The organism is Francisella noatunensis subsp. noatunensis (assembly GCF_009823375.1).
GTDB classification, from domain to species: domain Bacteria; phylum Pseudomonadota; class Gammaproteobacteria; order Francisellales; family Francisellaceae; genus Francisella; species Francisella noatunensis.
This window is the reverse complement of sequence record NZ_WBSX01000028.1, coordinates 1-16,819: the sequence shown is the minus strand read 5'-3', so window position 1 is coordinate 16,819 and position 16,819 is coordinate 1. Positions and strand designations below refer to the sequence as shown.

Genomic DNA, 16,819 nt, shown 5'->3' with positions numbered 1-16,819 from the left:
TCTATTTGAAAGAGTTAAGTGCTTTGGCATTTTTTAGTTCCTTATCGTTTATTTTAGTTTCGTCAAAACCTAATAAACTATATTTGGAACTCTCTTTCAACTATTTAAAACTTTCAGAATACAATCTAGCGAATATACACTTTAATCGAGCTATTTAGCAATAGAGTTATTTGTTAAACTGAAAAATTAGAAGGTAAAGTTTTTGCTAATGCCTGTATAAAATCCTGCTGGACTATTTTGACCTTGAAGGTTGACTTGATAAGGAGAAGAGTTTGTTTTAATAGGTTGATATTGTTGATTATAGAGTGGACCATAGTTACTAACATAGGGGCTTAGATTTTTATCATACTTGAAGTCCGGTTGTTCTATAGATCCCGTGTAAGGGTAGGGTGATGGCACTGCAGTCGCTAGATTTATGCTAAGTAAGTATGAAAAGAATACAAGTAGTTTATATTTATGCATCATCTGCTACTATCCTTAAATCGAGTAAAATAGTAAATTTAATGGAGAGAAATGTAATGTTTCTTTGAAGGGGCTATCAACTTTCTTAATATATTTTTTTACCATTTTATAATGGATATTATTGATTTTCTCTAATGGTTTAAGCTTTTTGCTCAGGCTTATCTTTTTGTAATGTTGTAACCATTGATTAGCTATATTTCTAAAATCTTCATTAGAAATAGTAGGTGTGATCTTATTATTAAACGAGATCTGATTATAAAAATGTTTAGGCATACAAAAAATATGTCTTATTATCTCATTATTAATATTAACTTGTTTAATCAAAGATTCATCAATTGTTGCAAAATCATTTAGATACATAACCTTCAAAGTTTCTATACCCGAAAAATTATTAGATATATGGCATTCAAAATTTCTTTCTGTAGCACTACTATTATCTATAGATGTACTTATATCATCTGCTAAATGCTTGTATAGGGTTTTAGCATCAAAAACTTCAGCTAATTTTTTTAGTTGAGGGGATGAAATACTTTTATCATTATTTAAGCTATTTACTTCTTTTAGCCACCAATTCATTTTTTCATTGGCGATCTCAATATTATTGTATAGCTCGGTACATGAAATTATTTGAGATTTTATTTGGTCAAGAAGATAAAGAATCTCTTGTTTTTCTGTACTAAGTTTACGATATGCAAAGTAAACTACCGATCCATATGGAGGGAGCTTCTCATTGTGATAATTAAAATAGTTATACTGCATAATTTATACCTTCTTGAACGCCACAATATAGTTAACATCGGTATTCTTACCAAGCTTAAAGCTATCAGTGATTGGATTATAGTGTACACCAGTTATTTCGATTGCACTAAAGCCATATTTTTCAGCTGTTTTTATAAGCTCATAAGGTTTAATAAATTTAGTGTATTGGTGCGTTCCCTGAGGTACCATTTTTAAGATGTGTTCAGCAGCAACTATAGATAATAAATATGACTTAAGATTTCTATTTAATGTTGATGCAAAAAATAGTCCATCTTTCTTAATAAGTTTTGAGATAGAAGCAATAATGCTTTCAGGATCTGGAACATGCTCTAACATTTCCATGCAAGTTATAATATCAAATTTGTTATCATTTTCTGTGACAAAATCTTCGATAGTAGAGCTTACATATTCTATCTTAAGATTGTTTAGTTTTGCATGCTCTTTAGCCACACTAATAGCTTGTGAAGAAGCATCTAATCCATAAGTATCATTAGTTTGTTTTTTTAATGATTCTGTTAGAATTCCACCACCACAACCTATATCAATAATTTTCTTATTATCTAAGTCTATATGTTTTTTGATAAATTCTAATCTTAAAGGGTTTACTTGGTGTAGGGTTTTTAATTTTCCATTTGGATTCCACCAGTCACTGGCTAAACGAGAAAACTTATCAACTTCATTATTATCTATATTGCTCATGCTTATTATTTTTTATTAGATATATATTTTTTAAATAATATCAAAGATATAGTATCTAAGAAAATTTTTATTAGAGTTTTTGATACTAATTTACTATAATAGGGTCGTATATTTTTACCAACCTGAAATAAGAGGCTAATTTTAATGAAATCAAGCTTTAAGAATATTTTAATGTTGTCAATTGTTGGGATGACTTTGGGTAGTTGTTCGAGCATGAAAGTAACTAAAGATAATCGAGATCCTTTTGAGAGTTATAACAGATCAATGTATGCTTTTAATGATAAAGTCTATGAAACATTGACTCCAGCAGCAAATGCTTATGATACGGCTGTTCCAGACTCGTTCAAAAGTGGTATATTTAATATATTCCAAAATTTAGCAGAACCTGCGAGAATTGTGAATGATTTATTCCAGGGTGAATTAGATTATGCTGGTGATGATAGTGTAAGATTCTTGATAAATACGACTTTAGGTCTTGCGGGTTATTTTGATGTCGTGGATAGTTGGTTCAATAAGCCAATGAGATATCAGCAAAGCTTTGCGGTTACTTTACATAAGTGGGGCGTGTATGATGATAATGAGGCATCTCCTTATGTTGTATGGCCTTTGATTGGACCAGGTACTTTAGAGGATGTTACAACAGGTGTAGATGCGTTATTTAATCCATTGACGTATATATTCTTCTTTGCGCCTGTAGCGCCAGCTATTTCTTGGGGTGTGAGTGTTGGTACTACCGGTACATATTATGTGAATCAGGGTGTATCATACTTGCCTTCTTACTCGAATTTGAAAGAGGTATCAGTAGATCCATATATAGCAATGAGAAATGCTTATCTACAAAGTTATGACTATGGTATAGCTAAAGTGCTTAAGCAAGATCTACGTAAAGATGATGCAGCACTTCAAACAGACATGGCGGTACTTGGTGTATTAGGAATGGATAATGATAACATAGAAGGCAAGATTGCTACGACTGGTTCAGCAGCTGCTAAGTCTTCAGAGCCACCAGTGATATTTAAGAGTAATATTGGTACTGTTAATAAAGCTACTCAAGTTCAAGAAGCATTTGATCAAAGTTATTCAAAAGACAGTAGTGCTCTTGACTTGGCTCACACTGATAAAGATGACACTATCGAAACAGAATCAGAAAAACTTCAAACTCAAATTAATGATGCTAAAGCTGACTTACCAGGAGATGCAGATTCTCCAGCAGCCACTTTACAGACTCTTGCTGAGCAAGGTTAACTTATTATATTCTTTTAAAATATCTATATTTTCATTTTTTAGTTGTAGAAGTATGCTATAACAACTATAACAATCACTCTGTCTAGTTCATAAATATAATAGCAATCGATAGGGGAATTATATTTTTGTATGATTTAAAGAGTGACTCAAGTACAAGAAATATTAGTTTTGATTCAGTACTATGGATGTATAGTAATTACTTAGCTTCATTAGTAGCAATAGTTTTCATTGCTATAGCATGAAGTTCACCAGAAAGGATATACTCATTTATTTTAGAATAAACCAACTGTTGTCTTTTAACTTTGCTTTTCATGTCGTTAAAATCATCAGCAATTATAGTAGCTGAAAAGTGTACATTATCATCGCTTTGAATATCTGCGTTACAGTTGGTTAGTGAATTTTCTAAAATATCTTTAAGTTGTTCTTTTGTCATATTTTCTCCCAATATTACTAAATTATGTATTCTTCTAGTATAGTGTTTGCACCGTGAACTTTCGCTAGAGAAAGTGTTTTTTGATCAATATTTTCTAGCTTTAGTTGTATATTATCTTTTTTAGCGCATTTTATATATTCAATTATTAGTGATAAGCCTGAGCTATCGATTTTTTTACATTTTGAAAAATCAATAATCCATATATTGCCTAGCTTAGATAGTTCTTTTTTGTATGTCTTATAGAGTTGTGAAACTGTTTTTAGAGTCAATTCTGATTCTATAACCCATTTATTATTATTTATTGTTATCATTCTATACTTTGAAGATTATAGTTTTTGTCTAAAAGTTTTGGATATGTTTTTTCTTTGATTTTTTGAGTAACTTTTTGAGCAGCTTCTGTCATTTCTGGAACAGTTTTATAGGCTGCAAATTGTTGTTGATATGTTCTTAGAATACTTACACCTGCAACATCAAAGTCATATATATGCCATTGATTATCTTTTTGAAACATTTTCACTGCAAAGTCTGAGCTTTGATTGTTATCAATGTTAGTAATTTTACCATTTACTACAACTATAGGCTTTTTCTCCCAGCTATTGTCATCCTTGTTGAATGGGAATAGCGTCAATCTATATTTTCCTGCGTAGGCAACATTTTTAGCATACATAAACGCTAACATCTCAGTTGCTGAACGTATAAATTGTTTTTGTTCCTCTGGAGTTGCTTGTTTCCATTTTGGAGTGCCAACTACAAGTTGAGCAATCACTTTAGGTGCAACAATTGGAATAATTTCTGCATCAACAAGGCGAAGTGATTTATATGGGTCTTGTTTATACTCATCAGCATTTTTGATTAGCTTATCTTGAGTTTTTACTATAGCTCTATTGAGCATATCAACAGGATTCTCTATAGCCCAAGCACTTGATATGGTTACCACCATAATTACAAACAAAATTGAAATTTTACGTAGCATAGTCAGTTTCCCTAGATTTAATTTACGAGCATAAATTTTAATACAAAAACAATATATTTAAAAGTAGCAAATTACATCACTTGCCTTTGTCTTCATCTTTTCCTGTAACAAAAGTATTTATCAGTGACCCAAGATCTAGAGCAGATTGTGTGTTCTCTAGCTTTATTACACTACCTTGGTGTAAATACTCATCTTGCTCAGAGTTATTTTCAGTAGCACCAATACCAGCTATAGACATTATATCCTCACTAGGAGGAGTTAAGGCAACATAGTTATCTCCTAATATACCTGACATTGCTATTGCAGCAGAGTAGTTAGCAGGAATTTTCTTGTCGCTATTTATTGCTATAGTGACCGCAGCCATAAAGCCATTATAGGTTTTTTCTAATGAAATTTTTGTCACTCTACCTACTTCTACACCAGCAATTTTCACAGAAGCATTTGTGCGTAGAGATCCCACATTCTTAAAATCTGCTTCAATTGTGTATTCATTTGATCCAAAGGACTTAAAAGAGGTTCCACTTACTTTGAATGTTAAAAATATAAGACATAAAACGCCTATGATAATAAAAATTCCTACAGAGGTTTCAAAATGCTTGTTCCTCATTAAATTCCTCCAAACATAATTGATGTTAAAATTAGATCTGCACCTAACACACTCATGCAGCAATATACTACTGTTTTTGTCGTGGCTTTAGCTATGCCATTTGAATCGGCAATACAATAATAACCTTGGTATAGTGCTATCCATGCAGTTATGAATGCAAAAACCAAACTTTTAATAATACCGTTTGTAATATCTGAGATTGTGACAGACGATTGAATATTGCTCCAGAACTCTCCATAACTTATCCCTAATCCAGCTTCTGCGAGTACAAATCCAGCAAGTATTGCAACTGTTGCAAAGATAAGTGCTAAGATTGGTCCACTAATTACACATGCCCAGAATCTTGTGGATAATATAAAGCTAATTGGATTAACATTCATAACCTTTAGGCTATTGATTTGATCAGTAGCCTTCATTAGTCCAATTTCAGATGTGATTGAGCTACAAGCCCGCCCAGCAAAAAGCATAGCAGTAACTACAGGACCAAGCTCTCTTAGAACACTTAAAGCAACCATTACGCCTAGTAGCGAGTGAGCCCCAAATTTTGACAATGTATAGTAACCTTGTAGGCTTAATACTAATCCTATAAAAATCCCAGATGTCACTATAATAATAATAGAGTTAACACCAACTGCTTTTATCTGAGTTATGCAGTCTCTTATGCTTAATTTACTAAAAACTATTCTTAATACAAGATCAATAGATTTTAAAAAACTATATATAAGTGAAATTGTAAGTTTATATATATTATTAAAAACTGACATAATTACCTCAAAATTTTTTTATAAAAGAAGTTTTTATCTACAGAATTTTTACTGTTATTCTCTAGAGGCCTACCAGCCAAAAAATCTTGTATTTGTTTATCTTTACTATTTTTTATATTTTCAGGAGTATCACTAGCTATGACTTTCTTGTTGCCAACTATTATAATATGATCAGAAATGTTCAATGACTCTTGTATGTCGTGAGAGACAATTAAAGAAGTCATTCCCAATGATTCATTTAGTGTTGAAATAAGTTCTAATAATTTGTTAAAAGAAGCTGGATCTTGACCTGTGAATGGCTCATCATACATCATGATGTCAGGATCCATAGCTATTGATCTTGCAAGCGCGACTCTACGAGCCATTCCTCCAGATAGTTCACTAGGCATCATGTCAATAGTATGTGCTAATCTAACTGCCTGAAGCTTTAGTAAAACAATATTTCTAATTAAACTCTCATTTAAATTAGTATTTTTACGTAAGGGAAAGGCGATGTTGTCATATACACTCAGATGAGTAAATAAAGCTCCTGACTGGAATAGAAAGCCCATTTTTTTACGCAGTTGGGCTAGATACTTTTCTTTGGTATTTTTTTTGATACTATAATCGTCAATATATATTTCACCACAATCAGGTTTAATTAGTCCGGCGATAAGTTGTAGAATTGTAGTTTTACCAGCGCCTGATGGGCCTAAGACTGTTGTTATTTTATTTGTTGGGATCGAAAAAGTGACATCATCATAGATACAACGTTCACCCCTATAGAAAGATACATTTTTGAATTCAATATTGCTCATTATTTAAATGAATAATTAATTGAAGGGGATGTTAACTTCAATAGTCGAATTTTTGCTGCTATCCTCAACTTTTATGTCGATATCGCGAATATTATCTTCAGATAAAGCAACATATTTTTTGACAACTTCAATAATCTCATCTTTAAGTTCAGCAAGTAAATGACTACTTATTTTTGAAGATCTTGGATGTAGTTCATTTCTTTGATGAGCAACAATAATCTGAAGTCTCTCTTTTGCTAAAGATGCGCTTTGCTGTTTTTTACCCAATCCAAAAAGTTTAGCTAACATGGTTACTATTTACCTATTAATTTTTTGAAGAAACTTGTCTTCTGTTCTGTATATCTCATTGGTATATCTTTACCAAGAATTCTATCCACAGCATCAAAGTATGCTTTGGCAGCTATAGTATCATCAAGATGTGTTATAGGGTGCCCACTGTTTGAAGCCTCAAGAATATCTTTGGACTCAGGAATTATACCTACGATAGGTGTATATAATATTTCACTAACATCTTCAGCCTTTAGCATAGCGCCGGCCTTTGCTCTAGCTGAATCATATCTGTTTAGAAGAAGATGAATTTCTTTGAATTCTCCTTCTTTTTGAGCCTTTAGAGTCTTGCTCGATAACATGCCTATTATTCTGTCAGAGTCTCTAACTGATGAAACTTCAGGATTAGTTACTATGATTGCCGCATCGGCACATCTCATAGCCATTAGAGAACCCTTTTCAATACCAGCAGGGGAGTCACATATAACGATATCGAATGCTTGTTTTAATTCTTCAATTACTCTATCTACTCCTTCCTCAGTTAGAGCATCTTTGTCTCTAGTCTGAGATGCAGGAATAAGATATAAATTATCGATTCTTTTATCTTTAATAATAGCTTGATTTATAGTTGCTTCTTCTCTTACAACATTTATTAAGTCATAAACGACTCTTCTTTCACAACCCATAATAAGGTCGAGGTTTCTTAAACCAACGTCGAAATCAATAACAACTGTTTTAAGGTTTCTTTTTGCAAAAGCATATGCAATAGCTGCACTTGAAGTTGTTTTACCAACACCGCCTTTACCTGAAGTAACTACGAAAACCTTACCTTGCTTTTTTTCACTCATTTTAGCTTAAGCCTCTTATTAAAAATTTTAAAAACCTTCTATATGGATTTTGTCATCTTGTAAGTACACTATATATCCATCAGTTTTAGAACTGTCGACAGGTATACTTTCATTGTTAAGTGTAACATATTTACCTGCAATAGATACTAACTCCGCTTTTAAGTCCTTACATACTATTTTAGCATCTTTATTTCCTGAGCTACCAGCAATTACTCTACCACCAACTCTACCATATACAATGATGCTACCATCAGCAATGATTTCGGCGCCATTATTGACATTGGCAGTAACAATTACGTCAGCATCACGAGCATTGATTGATTGGCCAGTTCGAACAGGAGAGGTGATTATTTTTATTGAAGACTGTTTTTCATCCTCGGCGTTAGCATCTTTAGCTTTCCCGCCTTTGAGTATGTTGTGTCCAGCTTTAGCTAGTTGAGTTTTTATTTCCTTATTATCAACTACAAAGCCTATAGGAACCATACCATTGGATTTGAATGATTCAATGACTTTCTCTAGGAAGTTGATAGTGCACTTTTCACTTTTGTCTATATCACGAATATCAATCGCAAAAGGAGTATTTTGGAAAAAGGATGGTGACTGCGAAAGCTTAGAGTTTAGTAAACTCTCAATCTGTGTAATTTCAGTTACATTAATATTAATGGCACTGATAGTATAGTTACCACCTTTAAAATGAAAAGCTTGCTTCATGTGTAAGGCCTTAAAAGTTTAAGAATGTATCTTATTTGATTTTAGCTTCTTTATACATTACATGCTTACGAACAACAGGATCAAACTTTTTGATTTCCATTTTATTTGGCATTTCTCTTTTGTTTTTAGTAGTAGTATAGAAGTGTCCAGTTTTAGCAGAAGAAACTAATCTAATTTTTTCTCTCATTTTTTTATTCCTTTTATAAAAAACTTTGATTAAATTTTGTGGCCTTGAGCTCTAAGATCACTAAGAACAGTATCGATACCTTTCTTATCAATGATTCTCATACCTTTTGAGCTAACTTTTAGCTTGATATATTTATTTTCACTTTCAACCCAAAATCTATGAGTATGAAGATTAGGTAAAAATCTTCTTCTTGTTTTGTTTTGTGCGTGAGAAACATTATTACCAGTAGCAGGTCTTTTACCTGTAACTATACAAACTTTAGACATCTAGAAACCCTCCCTGGGCAAATTTATTTATTATTTTTATACAATATCTCGAAGATTTTATTATTTTTTGTATAAAAAGTAAACCTGTAATATAAATAAGTTTTATTAGTTTTGTCTGTGAATAATAACTTTTGAGTTTATATTATGGGAGTTCCGTCTGCTTGCTCTGAATCCAAAATATTGCTATTGTAATTAAAGTTGCCTTCTCCTTCATAAGCTTGAGCAGTAGTTGGGTTAACGTATCTTGATGGAGTGCTCGGATCGTAATCTATTTTCTCATTGGCATTGTTTGATGATGAGTTTTGTTGTTTGGATTTATTCATCATGCTAGAGCCTGAAGTAGCAATAGTAGAACCGGAGCTTGCACTTTTTTCATCTGGTAAGTATAAAGCTCCAGTCTGTCCACATGCAGTTAATCCTAAAATTGATGTAATCGAAATCGCAATAAAAACTTTTTGTTTCATAATGTTTATGCTTTTTAGTTATAAATAGATTATTCAAATTTAACAATAAATGATTGTATTAGCAATTGAATTGTTAATTTGACTTTTGAGATGTTAAAATTCAACTCAGTCGACTTTCTGATTTAAAAGTTTATGCAATTTAATGAAGTCAAAGGTGTTGGTGAGGCAACTATTAAAGCGTTAGCTAAATATAATCTGTATAATCCGGATGACCTTTTGACAATCTTTCCTAAAGAGTACAAAGATACTCGTTTTGTCAGCACCATAAGTTCTTTGGTGACAGATAAGAAGTATCTCATTGAGGGTAGAATAACCAATTTAACATACAAGAAGTTTGGTAAGAAATTCTTACGCTTTATAGTAAATGATGAGACTGGAATTTGTACTATTGTAATGTTTAAATTTTACCCTAATCAAATAGTTGCGCTTGAAAATGCTGAATATGTGCGCTGTTATGGTAAAGTCGATTTATCGTTGAATCCACAAATGGTTCATCCAGAATGGGCAGTTATAAAAGATGGTGTGTGTGCTATCAAAAAAGAGTTTTCACCAGTTTATCGGTTAAAAAAGGTCTCTGATAAAGTAGTGTCTAGAATAATTTTATCTTGCCTTAAAAGTAAAAGTGTTGCAGATATTTTACCAAGACAGCTATTGCGTGGATTTGGTTTGATGAGTTTTGGTGATGCCTTGTATTATGTTCATGCTCTTACAGATTCTATAGATGACAAACTTATAAATATTGCTAGATCTTCTATAAAGTTTGAAGAAATGCTTGCCTACAAACTTGCTGAGGAGAGTATTCGTAAAAGTATAACAAATAGTAGTGCTCCAAGATTGTCTTTAGAAGAGTCTCAGCAAAATGAATTTTATAAAAAGCTACCTTATCAATTAACCCAAGCTCAGCAACGTACAATCACAGAGATTTTAGCAGATATAAGTCAATCAAATGCAATGATAAGGCTTCTGCAAGGTGATGTTGGCGCTGGTAAAACAATTGTAGCAGCTATGGCTGTATATGCTGCGGTTAAGTCTGGATATCAAGCAGTTGTGATGGCGCCTACAGAGATTTTAGCTGAGCAACATTATAGTTTTTTTGCATCATATATGGCAGATTTCGATGTTGAGGTTGTGCCACTATTAGGTAAATTAACTGCAAAGCAAACTAGAGAAAGTTTAGAAGTTATTACGTCTAAAAAAGATTGTGTTATTGTCGGAACTCATGCTGTGTTCCAAGAGCGTGTCGAGTATTGTAATTTAGGTTTGGTTGTTGTCGATGAGCAACATAGGTTTGGTGTTGAGCAGCGTTTAGCTTTAATTAATAAATCATCTCTAAATGATAAGAATTTGGCACCTCATCAGCTAATAATTTCAGCCACACCTATTCCTAGGACTCTAGCAATGACTCTATATCGAAATTTGCAACTATCAATACTCGATGAGTTACCACCTAATCGTAAACCTATAGTAACAACAGTTTTAAATAGGGCTAAAAAACAAAGTTTGATAGGTAAAGTTAAAGAAGCAGTATCTCGTGGTGAACAAGTATATTGGGTTTGTCCTTTGGTTGAAGAGTCTGAAAATATGGACTTTTTGCAGGATGTTAAAACTTTGCATAAAGAACTTGTAAAAGTGTTAGGTAAGGAAAATGTAGGTCTTGTATATGGCAGTATGAAGTCAAAAGATAAAATACAAGAGATGAGTGATTTTAAAGCCAAAAAGTACACAGTGTTGGTCGCTACTACAGTGATTGAGGTTGGAGTAGATGTGCCAAATGCAAGTATTATGATTATTGATAATGCTGAAAGATTGGGCATATCTCAGCTTCATCAGCTAAGAGGAAGAGTTGGTAGAGGGGCAAAGGAGAGTTATTGTATACTGCTATATAGTGATAGGATAAGTGAAGTTGGCAAGAAGAGACTATCGCTTGTAAGAGAGTCGCAAGATGGTTTTTATTTGGCTGAGAAAGATCTCGAGATACGCGGAGCGGGGGATATTTTAGGCAAAGAGCAATCAGGAGTCTCAACATTTAAGACTTTTGATATAAATGAGTATTATGATAATTATGATAAAATATCTAGTGCTACAGCTATAGTGGAAAGTGAATATCCACATCTAAAAAAGAAATTGGTGGATAAGTGGTTTAAGCAAAGAGTGAATTACGTGGACGTGTAATTATTATGTTATTGGCTAGTGTGGTTGCAATTTTAATTGGTTTGATAGCTACGGTGGTAGTTGTTAGGACTTTGTATAAGCAAAGTGTTAGGAAAGGAACACTTAAATCTAAGAAAGATAAAGTTATTAATGGAGTTATCGTTGGCTTAGTGTTTTTTTGTGTAAGTAGTTTCTCATATGTGCTAATCATAAATATTTGAGGCTTACTTGGTTGCTTTAAGAACTATAGCAAATGGATATAATAAAGATTATAAACTTAAAAAACATTCGCTAATATTGATATAATAAAGGTGAATATTGTATTTAAAAACAAGAGGATTAGCTAATGGCTGTTATCAAGACAGAAGATCTAATAAATAGTGTTGCAGAAGCATTGCAATATATTTCATATTATCACCCGAAAGATTTTATTGATGCAATGTATGAAGCGTACCAACGTGAGGAATCAAAGCCAGCAAAAGACGCGATGGCACAGATTCTTATCAATTCAAGAATGTCTGCTATGGGTAAGCGTCCAATCTGTCAAGATACAGGTATGGTGTGTGCGTTTGTAAAAGTTGGTATGGATGCTAAGCTTGATAAAACTGATAGAACAATTACAGAGCTTGTTAACGAGGGGGTGCGTCGTGGCTATAATGATCCACATAACCCTTTGAGAGCATCTATGGTTTTTCCACCTTATGGAGCTAGAAAAAATACAAAAGATAATACACCAGCAATTGTACATATTGATTTGGTTCATGGTGATAAGATTGAGATTGATATCGCTGCAAAAGGTGGTGGATCTGAGTTTAAGTCAAAATTTAAAGTTTTAAATCCTAGTGATAGCATTATCGACTGGGTAGAAGAGATGCTTCCACAGATGGGAGCGGGTTGGTGCCCACCAGGAATTATTGGTATCGGAATTGGTGGTACAGCTGAGAAAGCTATGCTTCTTGCAAAAGAATCTCTAGGTGAAGAGATTAATATGCAAGATATCATCAAAAATGGTCCTCAAAATGAGACTGAGCAACTAAGATTAGATATTTATAATCGTGTCAATGCTCTTGGTATAGGTGCTCAAGGTCTTGGTGGTTTGACAACTGTGCTTGATGTTAAGGTTAATGAATACCCAACTCATGCGGCATGTAAGCCTGTAGCTCTTATTCCTAACTGTGCGGCTACTCGTCATGTGCATTTCACATTAGATGGTTCTGGGGCTGTTGATTTGCCAGCGCCTAAAATCGAAGATTGGCCAGTAATCGAGCAAGCACAAAATGATGATGTTAAGAAAATCAATCTTGATACAGTTACTAAAGAAGAAATCGAAGCTCTTAGATCTGGTGATAATGTTTTATTGACAGGTAAGATCTTGACTGGTCGTGATGCAGCGCATAAGCGTTTACAGGATATGTATAATGCTGGCGAAGAGTTCCCTGTAGATCTTAAAGGTAGATTTATCTATTATGTAGGTCCAGTTGATCCAGTTGGTGATGAAGTTGTTGGCCCTGCAGGTCCTACTACAGCTACGCGTATGGATAAATTTACACCATTTATGTTAGAGAAAGCAGGTATTGCGGGTATGATCGGTAAATCAGAAAGAGGTCAGGCTACTATTGACTCTATTGCAAAAAATAAGGCTATTTATTTTATGGGAGTAGGTGGCGCTGCTTACCTAATCTCTAAATCAATCAAGAAAGCGGAAGTTGTCGCTTTTGAAGATCTTGGTATGGAAGCTATTTATGAGTTTGAAGTAGAAGATATGCCAGTAACTGTTGCTGTAGACTCTCTTGGTGTTTCAGCGCATCAGCAAGGCCCTAAGTTTTGGAAAGCTAAGATTGCTGAAATCAAAAAAGGTTAATTTTATTTGTATCATTCTGTATATTGTGTAAATTTTTATTATATATTTACATATTCAGTAGTTTAGTCATTTTTTATTTCTATAAGGTATAGAGGTAATAGATTTATGATGTCTTAATGTTCAAAGAATTAGAATTTAGTGACAAGTATTATAGTGATAATACCAATATATGTGTGGTATATTAAATCTATAATTCTTTTCATTTTTGATAGTTTAGGGAGCAAGATATGAAAAAAATGTTATTAATGTTGCTATTGGCTTCTCCAGTACTTATTTTTGCTGCAGATAGTGCAACAGATTCGAATACAAATGTAGATAATCAACAAGTAAAGCAACAAAAATTTGAGGCTAAAAAGCAACAAATTCTTAAAATGTTGCAAGAAAAACAAGCCTGTGTAGAAAAAGCTAATTTAAAAGATGATCTAAAGAAATGTAAAGTCCATGGTGGTAAAAAACATAAAAACAAAAAAGATTAATTTATAGTAGGTTTTGATTTTTTGGTATAACGATTTTTTGTTAGATTGCGATTTCTATTAAATTTTGTTCTGGGTCAAATACACAGCTTTCATAATATCCATCGCCTGTGATTCTAGGTTCACCTGTGATTTTAAAACCATCATTTCTTAGTTGTTATGTTAGTTGATCTACTTTTTCTTTAGATCCTACTGATATAGCAAGATGAATTAAACCAAATCTTTCTGTATTATCGAGATTTAAATTGTTCATGTTTTTTGAGTGCATAATTTCTAATCTTGCTCCAGATTCAAAAGATAAGAAATAAGAAGAAAAGCCTTTTATGGGGTTTATATATTTATCATTTGGTTTTGCATTAAAGTATTTACAATAAAAATCTTTCATTAGTTTAATATCTTTAACCCAAATTGCAATATGTTCTATTCTCATATATTGTGACTACTTTAATGCCTTGTAAATAATATTATAGCTAAGTTTAGCCATTAATCTTAAGTTGCATATGTGATATATTTTACTTTATTTGTTTTGAAAAAATAAATTGATGCATAAAGATAAAATATTTGAGTTTATAAAGAAAGTCCAAGCAATATCTCATACGGGTGTTGTTTATTCTAAATGTCCATATGCCTTGGATAATTACCATGAGCTATTAGAGCTGAGCTCAAAGATGTTACATGAGTATATCAAGTCTGATGTGCAACCTTATGATATATACAGGGATATGTATTATCCAACACCGCAGCCAGGTGTGCGAGTGGTTATTTTTCAAAATAATAAACTTCTAATGGCTGAAGATGTCGATACTCCAAATGAATGGACTATTCCAGGTGGTTGGTGTGATATTGATCTTTCGCCAGCTGAAACATGTATCAAAGAAGTTAAAGAAGAAACGGGTTATGATATTAAAGTGACTAAATTTTTAGCGCTTATGGATAGAAATAATTATACTCAAAGTGAAATTTATAATGTTTATAGTTTGGTATTTGTAGCAGAAATTGTGGGTGGTGAGAATAGCCCAAATTTTGAGGTTAATAAGGTAGATTTTTTTGATATTAATGAGTTGCCAAAATTATCTCATAAGCTTACAAAAGAAGAGCTGGATATTATATTGAAGACATATAAGGATAATACTGTTTATTTTGAATAAAAATTGTATATTGCGGGTTTACATTTAGTTTCTAGGTAAATAGTATTTGTGTAACGTTTTATAAATTGAATTTTTATATTGTGATTTTAGGAGTCAAAATAGCAATTATCTTAAAGTTTATTATTAGCTTATTTGCAATAATTAATCCATTTTCATTAGCTGGAATATATCTTGATACTGTAAAACAATCAGATCAAAAAGAGAAGAACACAATTGTCTTCACAATGATATTAGCATTTTTAGCTATACTTAGTCTAATGGTATGGTTTGGTAATGATATCTTGTCTATTTTTGGTATTAACCAAGATGCTTTTCGTGCTGGTGGTGGGGTGATTGTTTTATTCTTTGGCTTGAGAATTTTGGGAGTATTAGCACAGCCAGTATCAGATACTAAAGTAAAAGCTGTTTCTGCTAGAGATTTAGCAGTTGTGCCCTTAGCTATACCTCTATTAGCTGGTCCAGGGACAATAGCTACTGTAATTACAGATTCACATGAATATTTTGCTACTATCGAGTCAAAAGTTATTGCAAATCTATGTTTGTTGTTCTTGGCAATTGTGTTGTGGTTGTTCTTTAGGTATCTTCCTAAAATATCGACATTTCTTGGAGAGCATGCTATAGATGTTATTTCAAAAATTATGGGTTTGATGCTAGTTGCTATTTCGGTAGAAATGATTTTTGATGGAATCAAAGGTTTCTTTTATTAGTTTAAGAAGGAGAATAATATGATAAAGGTATTTGGGATAAATAATTGTACAAGCGTAAGAAATACTCTTAAGTTTTTCGAAGAAAAAGGCAAGAAAGTTGAATATATAAATCTCAGACAAAATAAACCTACTTGGCAAGAAATGAAAGAGATAAAACAAATTGGTAATTTTCAAGTAATAGACTTATTCAACTCTAGAGGCAAGCTCTTTTTAGAGATGGGTCTTAAAGAAAAATTTGATAGTTTGTCAGAGCAACAAGCATTTGAGCTTTTAGTTACCGATGCTCTATTATTCAAAAGACCTTTAGTCGTAGATGGCAACTATGCTAGAACTGGCTGGAATAAAAAAGAATACGAAGAAAAATGGGGTTAGAATAGTTTAAAACTTGAGATGTTTTATTCTGTTGCGTCAGATTTTGCTTTCTCAATTTGTGCATCTAGGCTAGCTGCTTTTGAAAGATTTTGTTGAGCTTCAGCATTTAGAACATTTGCCTGATCTTTGTCATACTGAGACTTAGAAGTATCAGCTTTAGCTTCTTTATCAAGATTTCCAGCATCAGTTGTTAGTGTGTTGGCTTCTAATTGATCTTGTTTAGCTTGTTCATTTAATTGGCTTTGCTGTTGTTCTAGATCTTGCAAAGCACGTTCTTTTTTATTCGGACCACATGAAGCAAGTAAGCTTACACATATTACAGAAGTAAGTATTATTCCTGATAATTTTTTTATAGTCATTGGTTATTCTCCTAATGGTTATTAAAATCAAATTGACACAAATTAATTAGTATTGTTTTAATTATGCTAAATGAATAATTATTAGCTAGATTGTATTCTCAATGTTTATAGAGATACCAAAATGTACGAGTTATACTCGAATCTAGTGTATGATGAAAATCTAATATAGAAATAAGCGGTGTATTCGCAGCAGAATGATAGAATTATTTTGCAAAATATAAACTCTTAACTGAGGAATACACACATGACAAAAAGTAACATAATAG

Annotated in this window: 24 protein-coding genes; 8 read left to right on the top strand and 16 right to left on the bottom strand. The window is 32.5% G+C overall.

The genetic code is table 11. The annotated features are described in order from the left end of the window. Positions 1-477: 477 nt before the first annotated feature. The gene (locus F8C69_RS03745) at positions 478-1,221 is read right to left on the bottom strand and encodes a hypothetical protein (protein ID WP_159184249.1); all 744 of its coding nucleotides are present in this window, start codon (positions 1,219-1,221) and stop codon (positions 478-480) included. Between the two features lie 3 nt (positions 1,222-1,224). Further along, positions 1,225-1,920 (bottom strand): bifunctional 2-polyprenyl-6-hydroxyphenol methylase/3-demethylubiquinol 3-O-methyltransferase UbiG, encoded by a 696-nt coding sequence (ubiG, locus tag F8C69_RS03740; protein ID WP_159184248.1) that lies wholly within the window; start codon positions 1,918-1,920, stop codon positions 1,225-1,227. 144 nt (positions 1,921-2,064) lie between these two features. Here ubiG and F8C69_RS03735 point away from each other — a divergent pair, with 144 nt between their 5' ends. Continuing rightward, positions 2,065-3,165, top strand: coding sequence for an MlaA family lipoprotein (locus F8C69_RS03735; RefSeq protein WP_159184247.1), 1,101 nt, complete (start codon positions 2,065-2,067; stop codon positions 3,163-3,165). Between the two features lie 196 nt (positions 3,166-3,361). Here the strand turns inward: F8C69_RS03735 and F8C69_RS03730 are convergent, their stop codons facing one another. The 12 genes from F8C69_RS03730 to lptM form a co-directional block, all read right to left on the bottom strand. Further along, positions 3,362-3,598, bottom strand: a complete 237-nt coding sequence (locus F8C69_RS03730; RefSeq protein WP_004286528.1) for a BolA/IbaG family iron-sulfur metabolism protein — start codon at positions 3,596-3,598, stop codon at positions 3,362-3,364. 17 nt (positions 3,599-3,615) lie between these two features. Continuing rightward, on the bottom strand, positions 3,616-3,909 hold the full coding sequence (locus F8C69_RS03725; RefSeq protein ID WP_159184246.1) for an STAS domain-containing protein: 294 nt from the start codon (positions 3,907-3,909) through the stop codon (positions 3,616-3,618). Further along, positions 3,906-4,571 (bottom strand): MlaC/ttg2D family ABC transporter substrate-binding protein, encoded by a 666-nt coding sequence (locus F8C69_RS03720; RefSeq protein WP_159184245.1) that lies wholly within the window; start codon positions 4,569-4,571, stop codon positions 3,906-3,908. Before F8C69_RS03720 ends, F8C69_RS03725 begins: the two co-directional genes overlap by 4 nt. A 76-nt stretch (positions 4,572-4,647) precedes the next feature. Further along, positions 4,648-5,178: an outer membrane lipid asymmetry maintenance protein MlaD gene (mlaD, locus tag F8C69_RS03715; protein WP_159184244.1), complete on the bottom strand. Its 531-nt coding sequence runs from the start codon at positions 5,176-5,178 to the stop codon at positions 4,648-4,650. Further along, entirely contained in the window at positions 5,178-5,942 is a 765-nt protein-coding gene (locus F8C69_RS03710; protein ID WP_004286524.1) for an MlaE family lipid ABC transporter permease subunit, read from the bottom strand. Before F8C69_RS03710 ends, mlaD begins: the two co-directional genes overlap by 1 nt. 2 nt (positions 5,943-5,944) lie before the next feature. Continuing rightward, complete coding sequence (locus F8C69_RS03705; RefSeq protein WP_159184243.1) at positions 5,945-6,739, bottom strand: ABC transporter ATP-binding protein; 795 nt, start codon at positions 6,737-6,739, stop codon at positions 5,945-5,947. A gap of 15 nt (positions 6,740-6,754) precedes the next feature. Beyond that, positions 6,755-7,027: a cell division topological specificity factor MinE gene (gene minE / locus F8C69_RS03700; RefSeq protein ID WP_012279974.1), complete on the bottom strand. Its 273-nt coding sequence runs from the start codon at positions 7,025-7,027 to the stop codon at positions 6,755-6,757. Positions 7,028-7,032: 5 nt separating this feature from the next. Further along, positions 7,033-7,854: a septum site-determining protein MinD gene (gene minD, locus F8C69_RS03695; RefSeq protein ID WP_159184242.1), complete on the bottom strand. Its 822-nt coding sequence runs from the start codon at positions 7,852-7,854 to the stop codon at positions 7,033-7,035. Between the two features lie 27 nt (positions 7,855-7,881). Continuing rightward, positions 7,882-8,565, bottom strand: coding sequence for a septum site-determining protein MinC (gene minC, locus F8C69_RS03690; RefSeq protein ID WP_159184241.1), 684 nt, complete (start codon positions 8,563-8,565; stop codon positions 7,882-7,884). 31 nt (positions 8,566-8,596) lie between these two features. Beyond that, a complete protein-coding gene (rpmG, locus tag F8C69_RS03685) occupies positions 8,597-8,752 on the bottom strand; it encodes a 50S ribosomal protein L33 (RefSeq protein ID WP_004286519.1) in 156 nt (51 codons plus the stop codon). A gap of 29 nt (positions 8,753-8,781) precedes the next feature. Continuing rightward, positions 8,782-9,018: a 50S ribosomal protein L28 gene (rpmB, locus tag F8C69_RS03680; protein ID WP_004286518.1), complete on the bottom strand. Its 237-nt coding sequence runs from the start codon at positions 9,016-9,018 to the stop codon at positions 8,782-8,784. A 137-nt stretch (positions 9,019-9,155) separates the two neighbouring features. Then, positions 9,156-9,482: an LPS translocon maturation chaperone LptM gene (lptM, locus tag F8C69_RS03675; RefSeq protein WP_159184240.1), complete on the bottom strand. Its 327-nt coding sequence runs from the start codon at positions 9,480-9,482 to the stop codon at positions 9,156-9,158. Between the two features lie 132 nt (positions 9,483-9,614). On the opposite strand from lptM, the gene F8C69_RS03670 reads away from it, so the two are divergent. The 4 genes from F8C69_RS03670 (at position 9,615) to F8C69_RS03655 (ending at position 13,970) form a co-directional block, all read left to right on the top strand. Then, complete coding sequence (locus F8C69_RS03670; protein WP_159184239.1) at positions 9,615-11,654, top strand: ATP-dependent DNA helicase RecG; 2,040 nt, start codon at positions 9,615-9,617, stop codon at positions 11,652-11,654. Between the two features lie 5 nt (positions 11,655-11,659). Beyond that, the gene (locus tag F8C69_RS03665) at positions 11,660-11,854 is read left to right on the top strand and encodes a hypothetical protein (protein ID WP_014714414.1); all 195 of its coding nucleotides are present in this window, start codon (positions 11,660-11,662) and stop codon (positions 11,852-11,854) included. A gap of 125 nt (positions 11,855-11,979) precedes the next feature. Next, positions 11,980-13,494 (top strand): fumarate hydratase, encoded by a 1,515-nt coding sequence (locus F8C69_RS03660; protein ID WP_159184238.1) that lies wholly within the window; start codon positions 11,980-11,982, stop codon positions 13,492-13,494. Positions 13,495-13,721: 227 nt separating this feature from the next. Then, complete coding sequence (locus F8C69_RS03655; RefSeq protein WP_159184237.1) at positions 13,722-13,970, top strand: hypothetical protein; 249 nt, start codon at positions 13,722-13,724, stop codon at positions 13,968-13,970. A 154-nt stretch (positions 13,971-14,124) separates the two neighbouring features. On the opposite strand, the gene F8C69_RS03650 is transcribed toward F8C69_RS03655, so the two are convergent. Then, positions 14,125-14,397 carry a VOC family protein gene (locus tag F8C69_RS03650; protein ID WP_234384259.1) on the bottom strand — a complete coding sequence of 91 codons (273 nt, stop codon included), beginning with the start codon at positions 14,395-14,397 and terminating at the stop codon, positions 14,125-14,127. 112 nt (positions 14,398-14,509) lie between these two features. Here F8C69_RS03650 and F8C69_RS03645 point away from each other — a divergent pair, with 112 nt between their 5' ends. From F8C69_RS03645 to F8C69_RS03635, 3 genes are all read left to right on the top strand, one after another. Then, entirely contained in the window at positions 14,510-15,115 is a 606-nt protein-coding gene (locus F8C69_RS03645; RefSeq protein WP_159184236.1) for an NUDIX hydrolase N-terminal domain-containing protein, read from the top strand. Between the two features lie 65 nt (positions 15,116-15,180). After that, positions 15,181-15,822: a MarC family protein gene (locus F8C69_RS03640; RefSeq protein WP_201751485.1), complete on the top strand. Its 642-nt coding sequence runs from the start codon at positions 15,181-15,183 to the stop codon at positions 15,820-15,822. 18 nt (positions 15,823-15,840) lie between these two features. Then, on the top strand, positions 15,841-16,194 hold the full coding sequence (locus F8C69_RS03635; protein ID WP_159184235.1) for an arsenate reductase family protein: 354 nt from the start codon (positions 15,841-15,843) through the stop codon (positions 16,192-16,194). Positions 16,195-16,217: 23 nt separating this feature from the next. Here the strand turns inward: F8C69_RS03635 and F8C69_RS03630 are convergent, their stop codons facing one another. Beyond that, a complete protein-coding gene (locus F8C69_RS03630; protein ID WP_159184234.1) occupies positions 16,218-16,553 on the bottom strand; it encodes a hypothetical protein in 336 nt (111 codons plus the stop codon). Positions 16,554-16,819: the final 266 nt, after the last annotated feature.

Bases quoted from the DNA above. Each gene is read 5' to 3' on its own strand.
- F8C69_RS03745 (WP_159184249.1), bottom strand. From the start codon at position 1,221: ATGCAGTATAACTATTTTAATTATCACAATGAGAAGCTCCCTCCATAT.
- ubiG (WP_159184248.1), bottom strand. From the start codon at position 1,920: ATGAGCAATATAGATAATAATGAAGTTGATAAGTTTTCTCGTTTAGCC.
- F8C69_RS03735 (WP_159184247.1), top strand. From the start codon at position 2,065: ATGAAATCAAGCTTTAAGAATATTTTAATGTTGTCAATTGTTGGGATG.
- F8C69_RS03730 (WP_004286528.1), bottom strand. From the start codon at position 3,598: ATGACAAAAGAACAACTTAAAGATATTTTAGAAAATTCACTAACCAAC.
- F8C69_RS03725 (WP_159184246.1), bottom strand. From the start codon at position 3,909: ATGATAACAATAAATAATAATAAATGGGTTATAGAATCAGAATTGACT.
- F8C69_RS03720 (WP_159184245.1), bottom strand. From the start codon at position 4,571: ATGCTACGTAAAATTTCAATTTTGTTTGTAATTATGGTGGTAACCATA.
- mlaD (WP_159184244.1), bottom strand. From the start codon at position 5,178: ATGAGGAACAAGCATTTTGAAACCTCTGTAGGAATTTTTATTATCATA.
- F8C69_RS03710 (WP_004286524.1), bottom strand. From the start codon at position 5,942: ATGTCAGTTTTTAATAATATATATAAACTTACAATTTCACTTATATAT.
- F8C69_RS03705 (WP_159184243.1), bottom strand. From the start codon at position 6,739: ATGAGCAATATTGAATTCAAAAATGTATCTTTCTATAGGGGTGAACGT.
- minE (WP_012279974.1), bottom strand. From the start codon at position 7,027: ATGTTAGCTAAACTTTTTGGATTGGGTAAAAAACAGCAAAGCGCATCT.
- minD (WP_159184242.1), bottom strand. From the start codon at position 7,854: ATGAGTGAAAAAAAGCAAGGTAAGGTTTTCGTAGTTACTTCAGGTAAA.
- minC (WP_159184241.1), bottom strand. From the start codon at position 8,565: ATGAAGCAAGCTTTTCATTTTAAAGGTGGTAACTATACTATCAGTGCC.
- rpmG (WP_004286519.1), bottom strand. From the start codon at position 8,752: ATGAGAGAAAAAATTAGATTAGTTTCTTCTGCTAAAACTGGACACTTC.
- rpmB (WP_004286518.1), bottom strand. From the start codon at position 9,018: ATGTCTAAAGTTTGTATAGTTACAGGTAAAAGACCTGCTACTGGTAAT.
- lptM (WP_159184240.1), bottom strand. From the start codon at position 9,482: ATGAAACAAAAAGTTTTTATTGCGATTTCGATTACATCAATTTTAGGA.
- F8C69_RS03670 (WP_159184239.1), top strand. From the start codon at position 9,615: ATGCAATTTAATGAAGTCAAAGGTGTTGGTGAGGCAACTATTAAAGCG.
- F8C69_RS03665 (WP_014714414.1), top strand. From the start codon at position 11,660: ATGTTATTGGCTAGTGTGGTTGCAATTTTAATTGGTTTGATAGCTACG.
- F8C69_RS03660 (WP_159184238.1), top strand. From the start codon at position 11,980: ATGGCTGTTATCAAGACAGAAGATCTAATAAATAGTGTTGCAGAAGCA.
- F8C69_RS03655 (WP_159184237.1), top strand. From the start codon at position 13,722: ATGAAAAAAATGTTATTAATGTTGCTATTGGCTTCTCCAGTACTTATT.
- F8C69_RS03650 (WP_234384259.1), bottom strand. From the start codon at position 14,397: ATGAGAATAGAACATATTGCAATTTGGGTTAAAGATATTAAACTAATG.
- F8C69_RS03645 (WP_159184236.1), top strand. From the start codon at position 14,510: ATGCATAAAGATAAAATATTTGAGTTTATAAAGAAAGTCCAAGCAATA.
- F8C69_RS03635 (WP_159184235.1), top strand. From the start codon at position 15,841: ATGATAAAGGTATTTGGGATAAATAATTGTACAAGCGTAAGAAATACT.
- F8C69_RS03630 (WP_159184234.1), bottom strand. From the start codon at position 16,553: ATGACTATAAAAAAATTATCAGGAATAATACTTACTTCTGTAATATGT.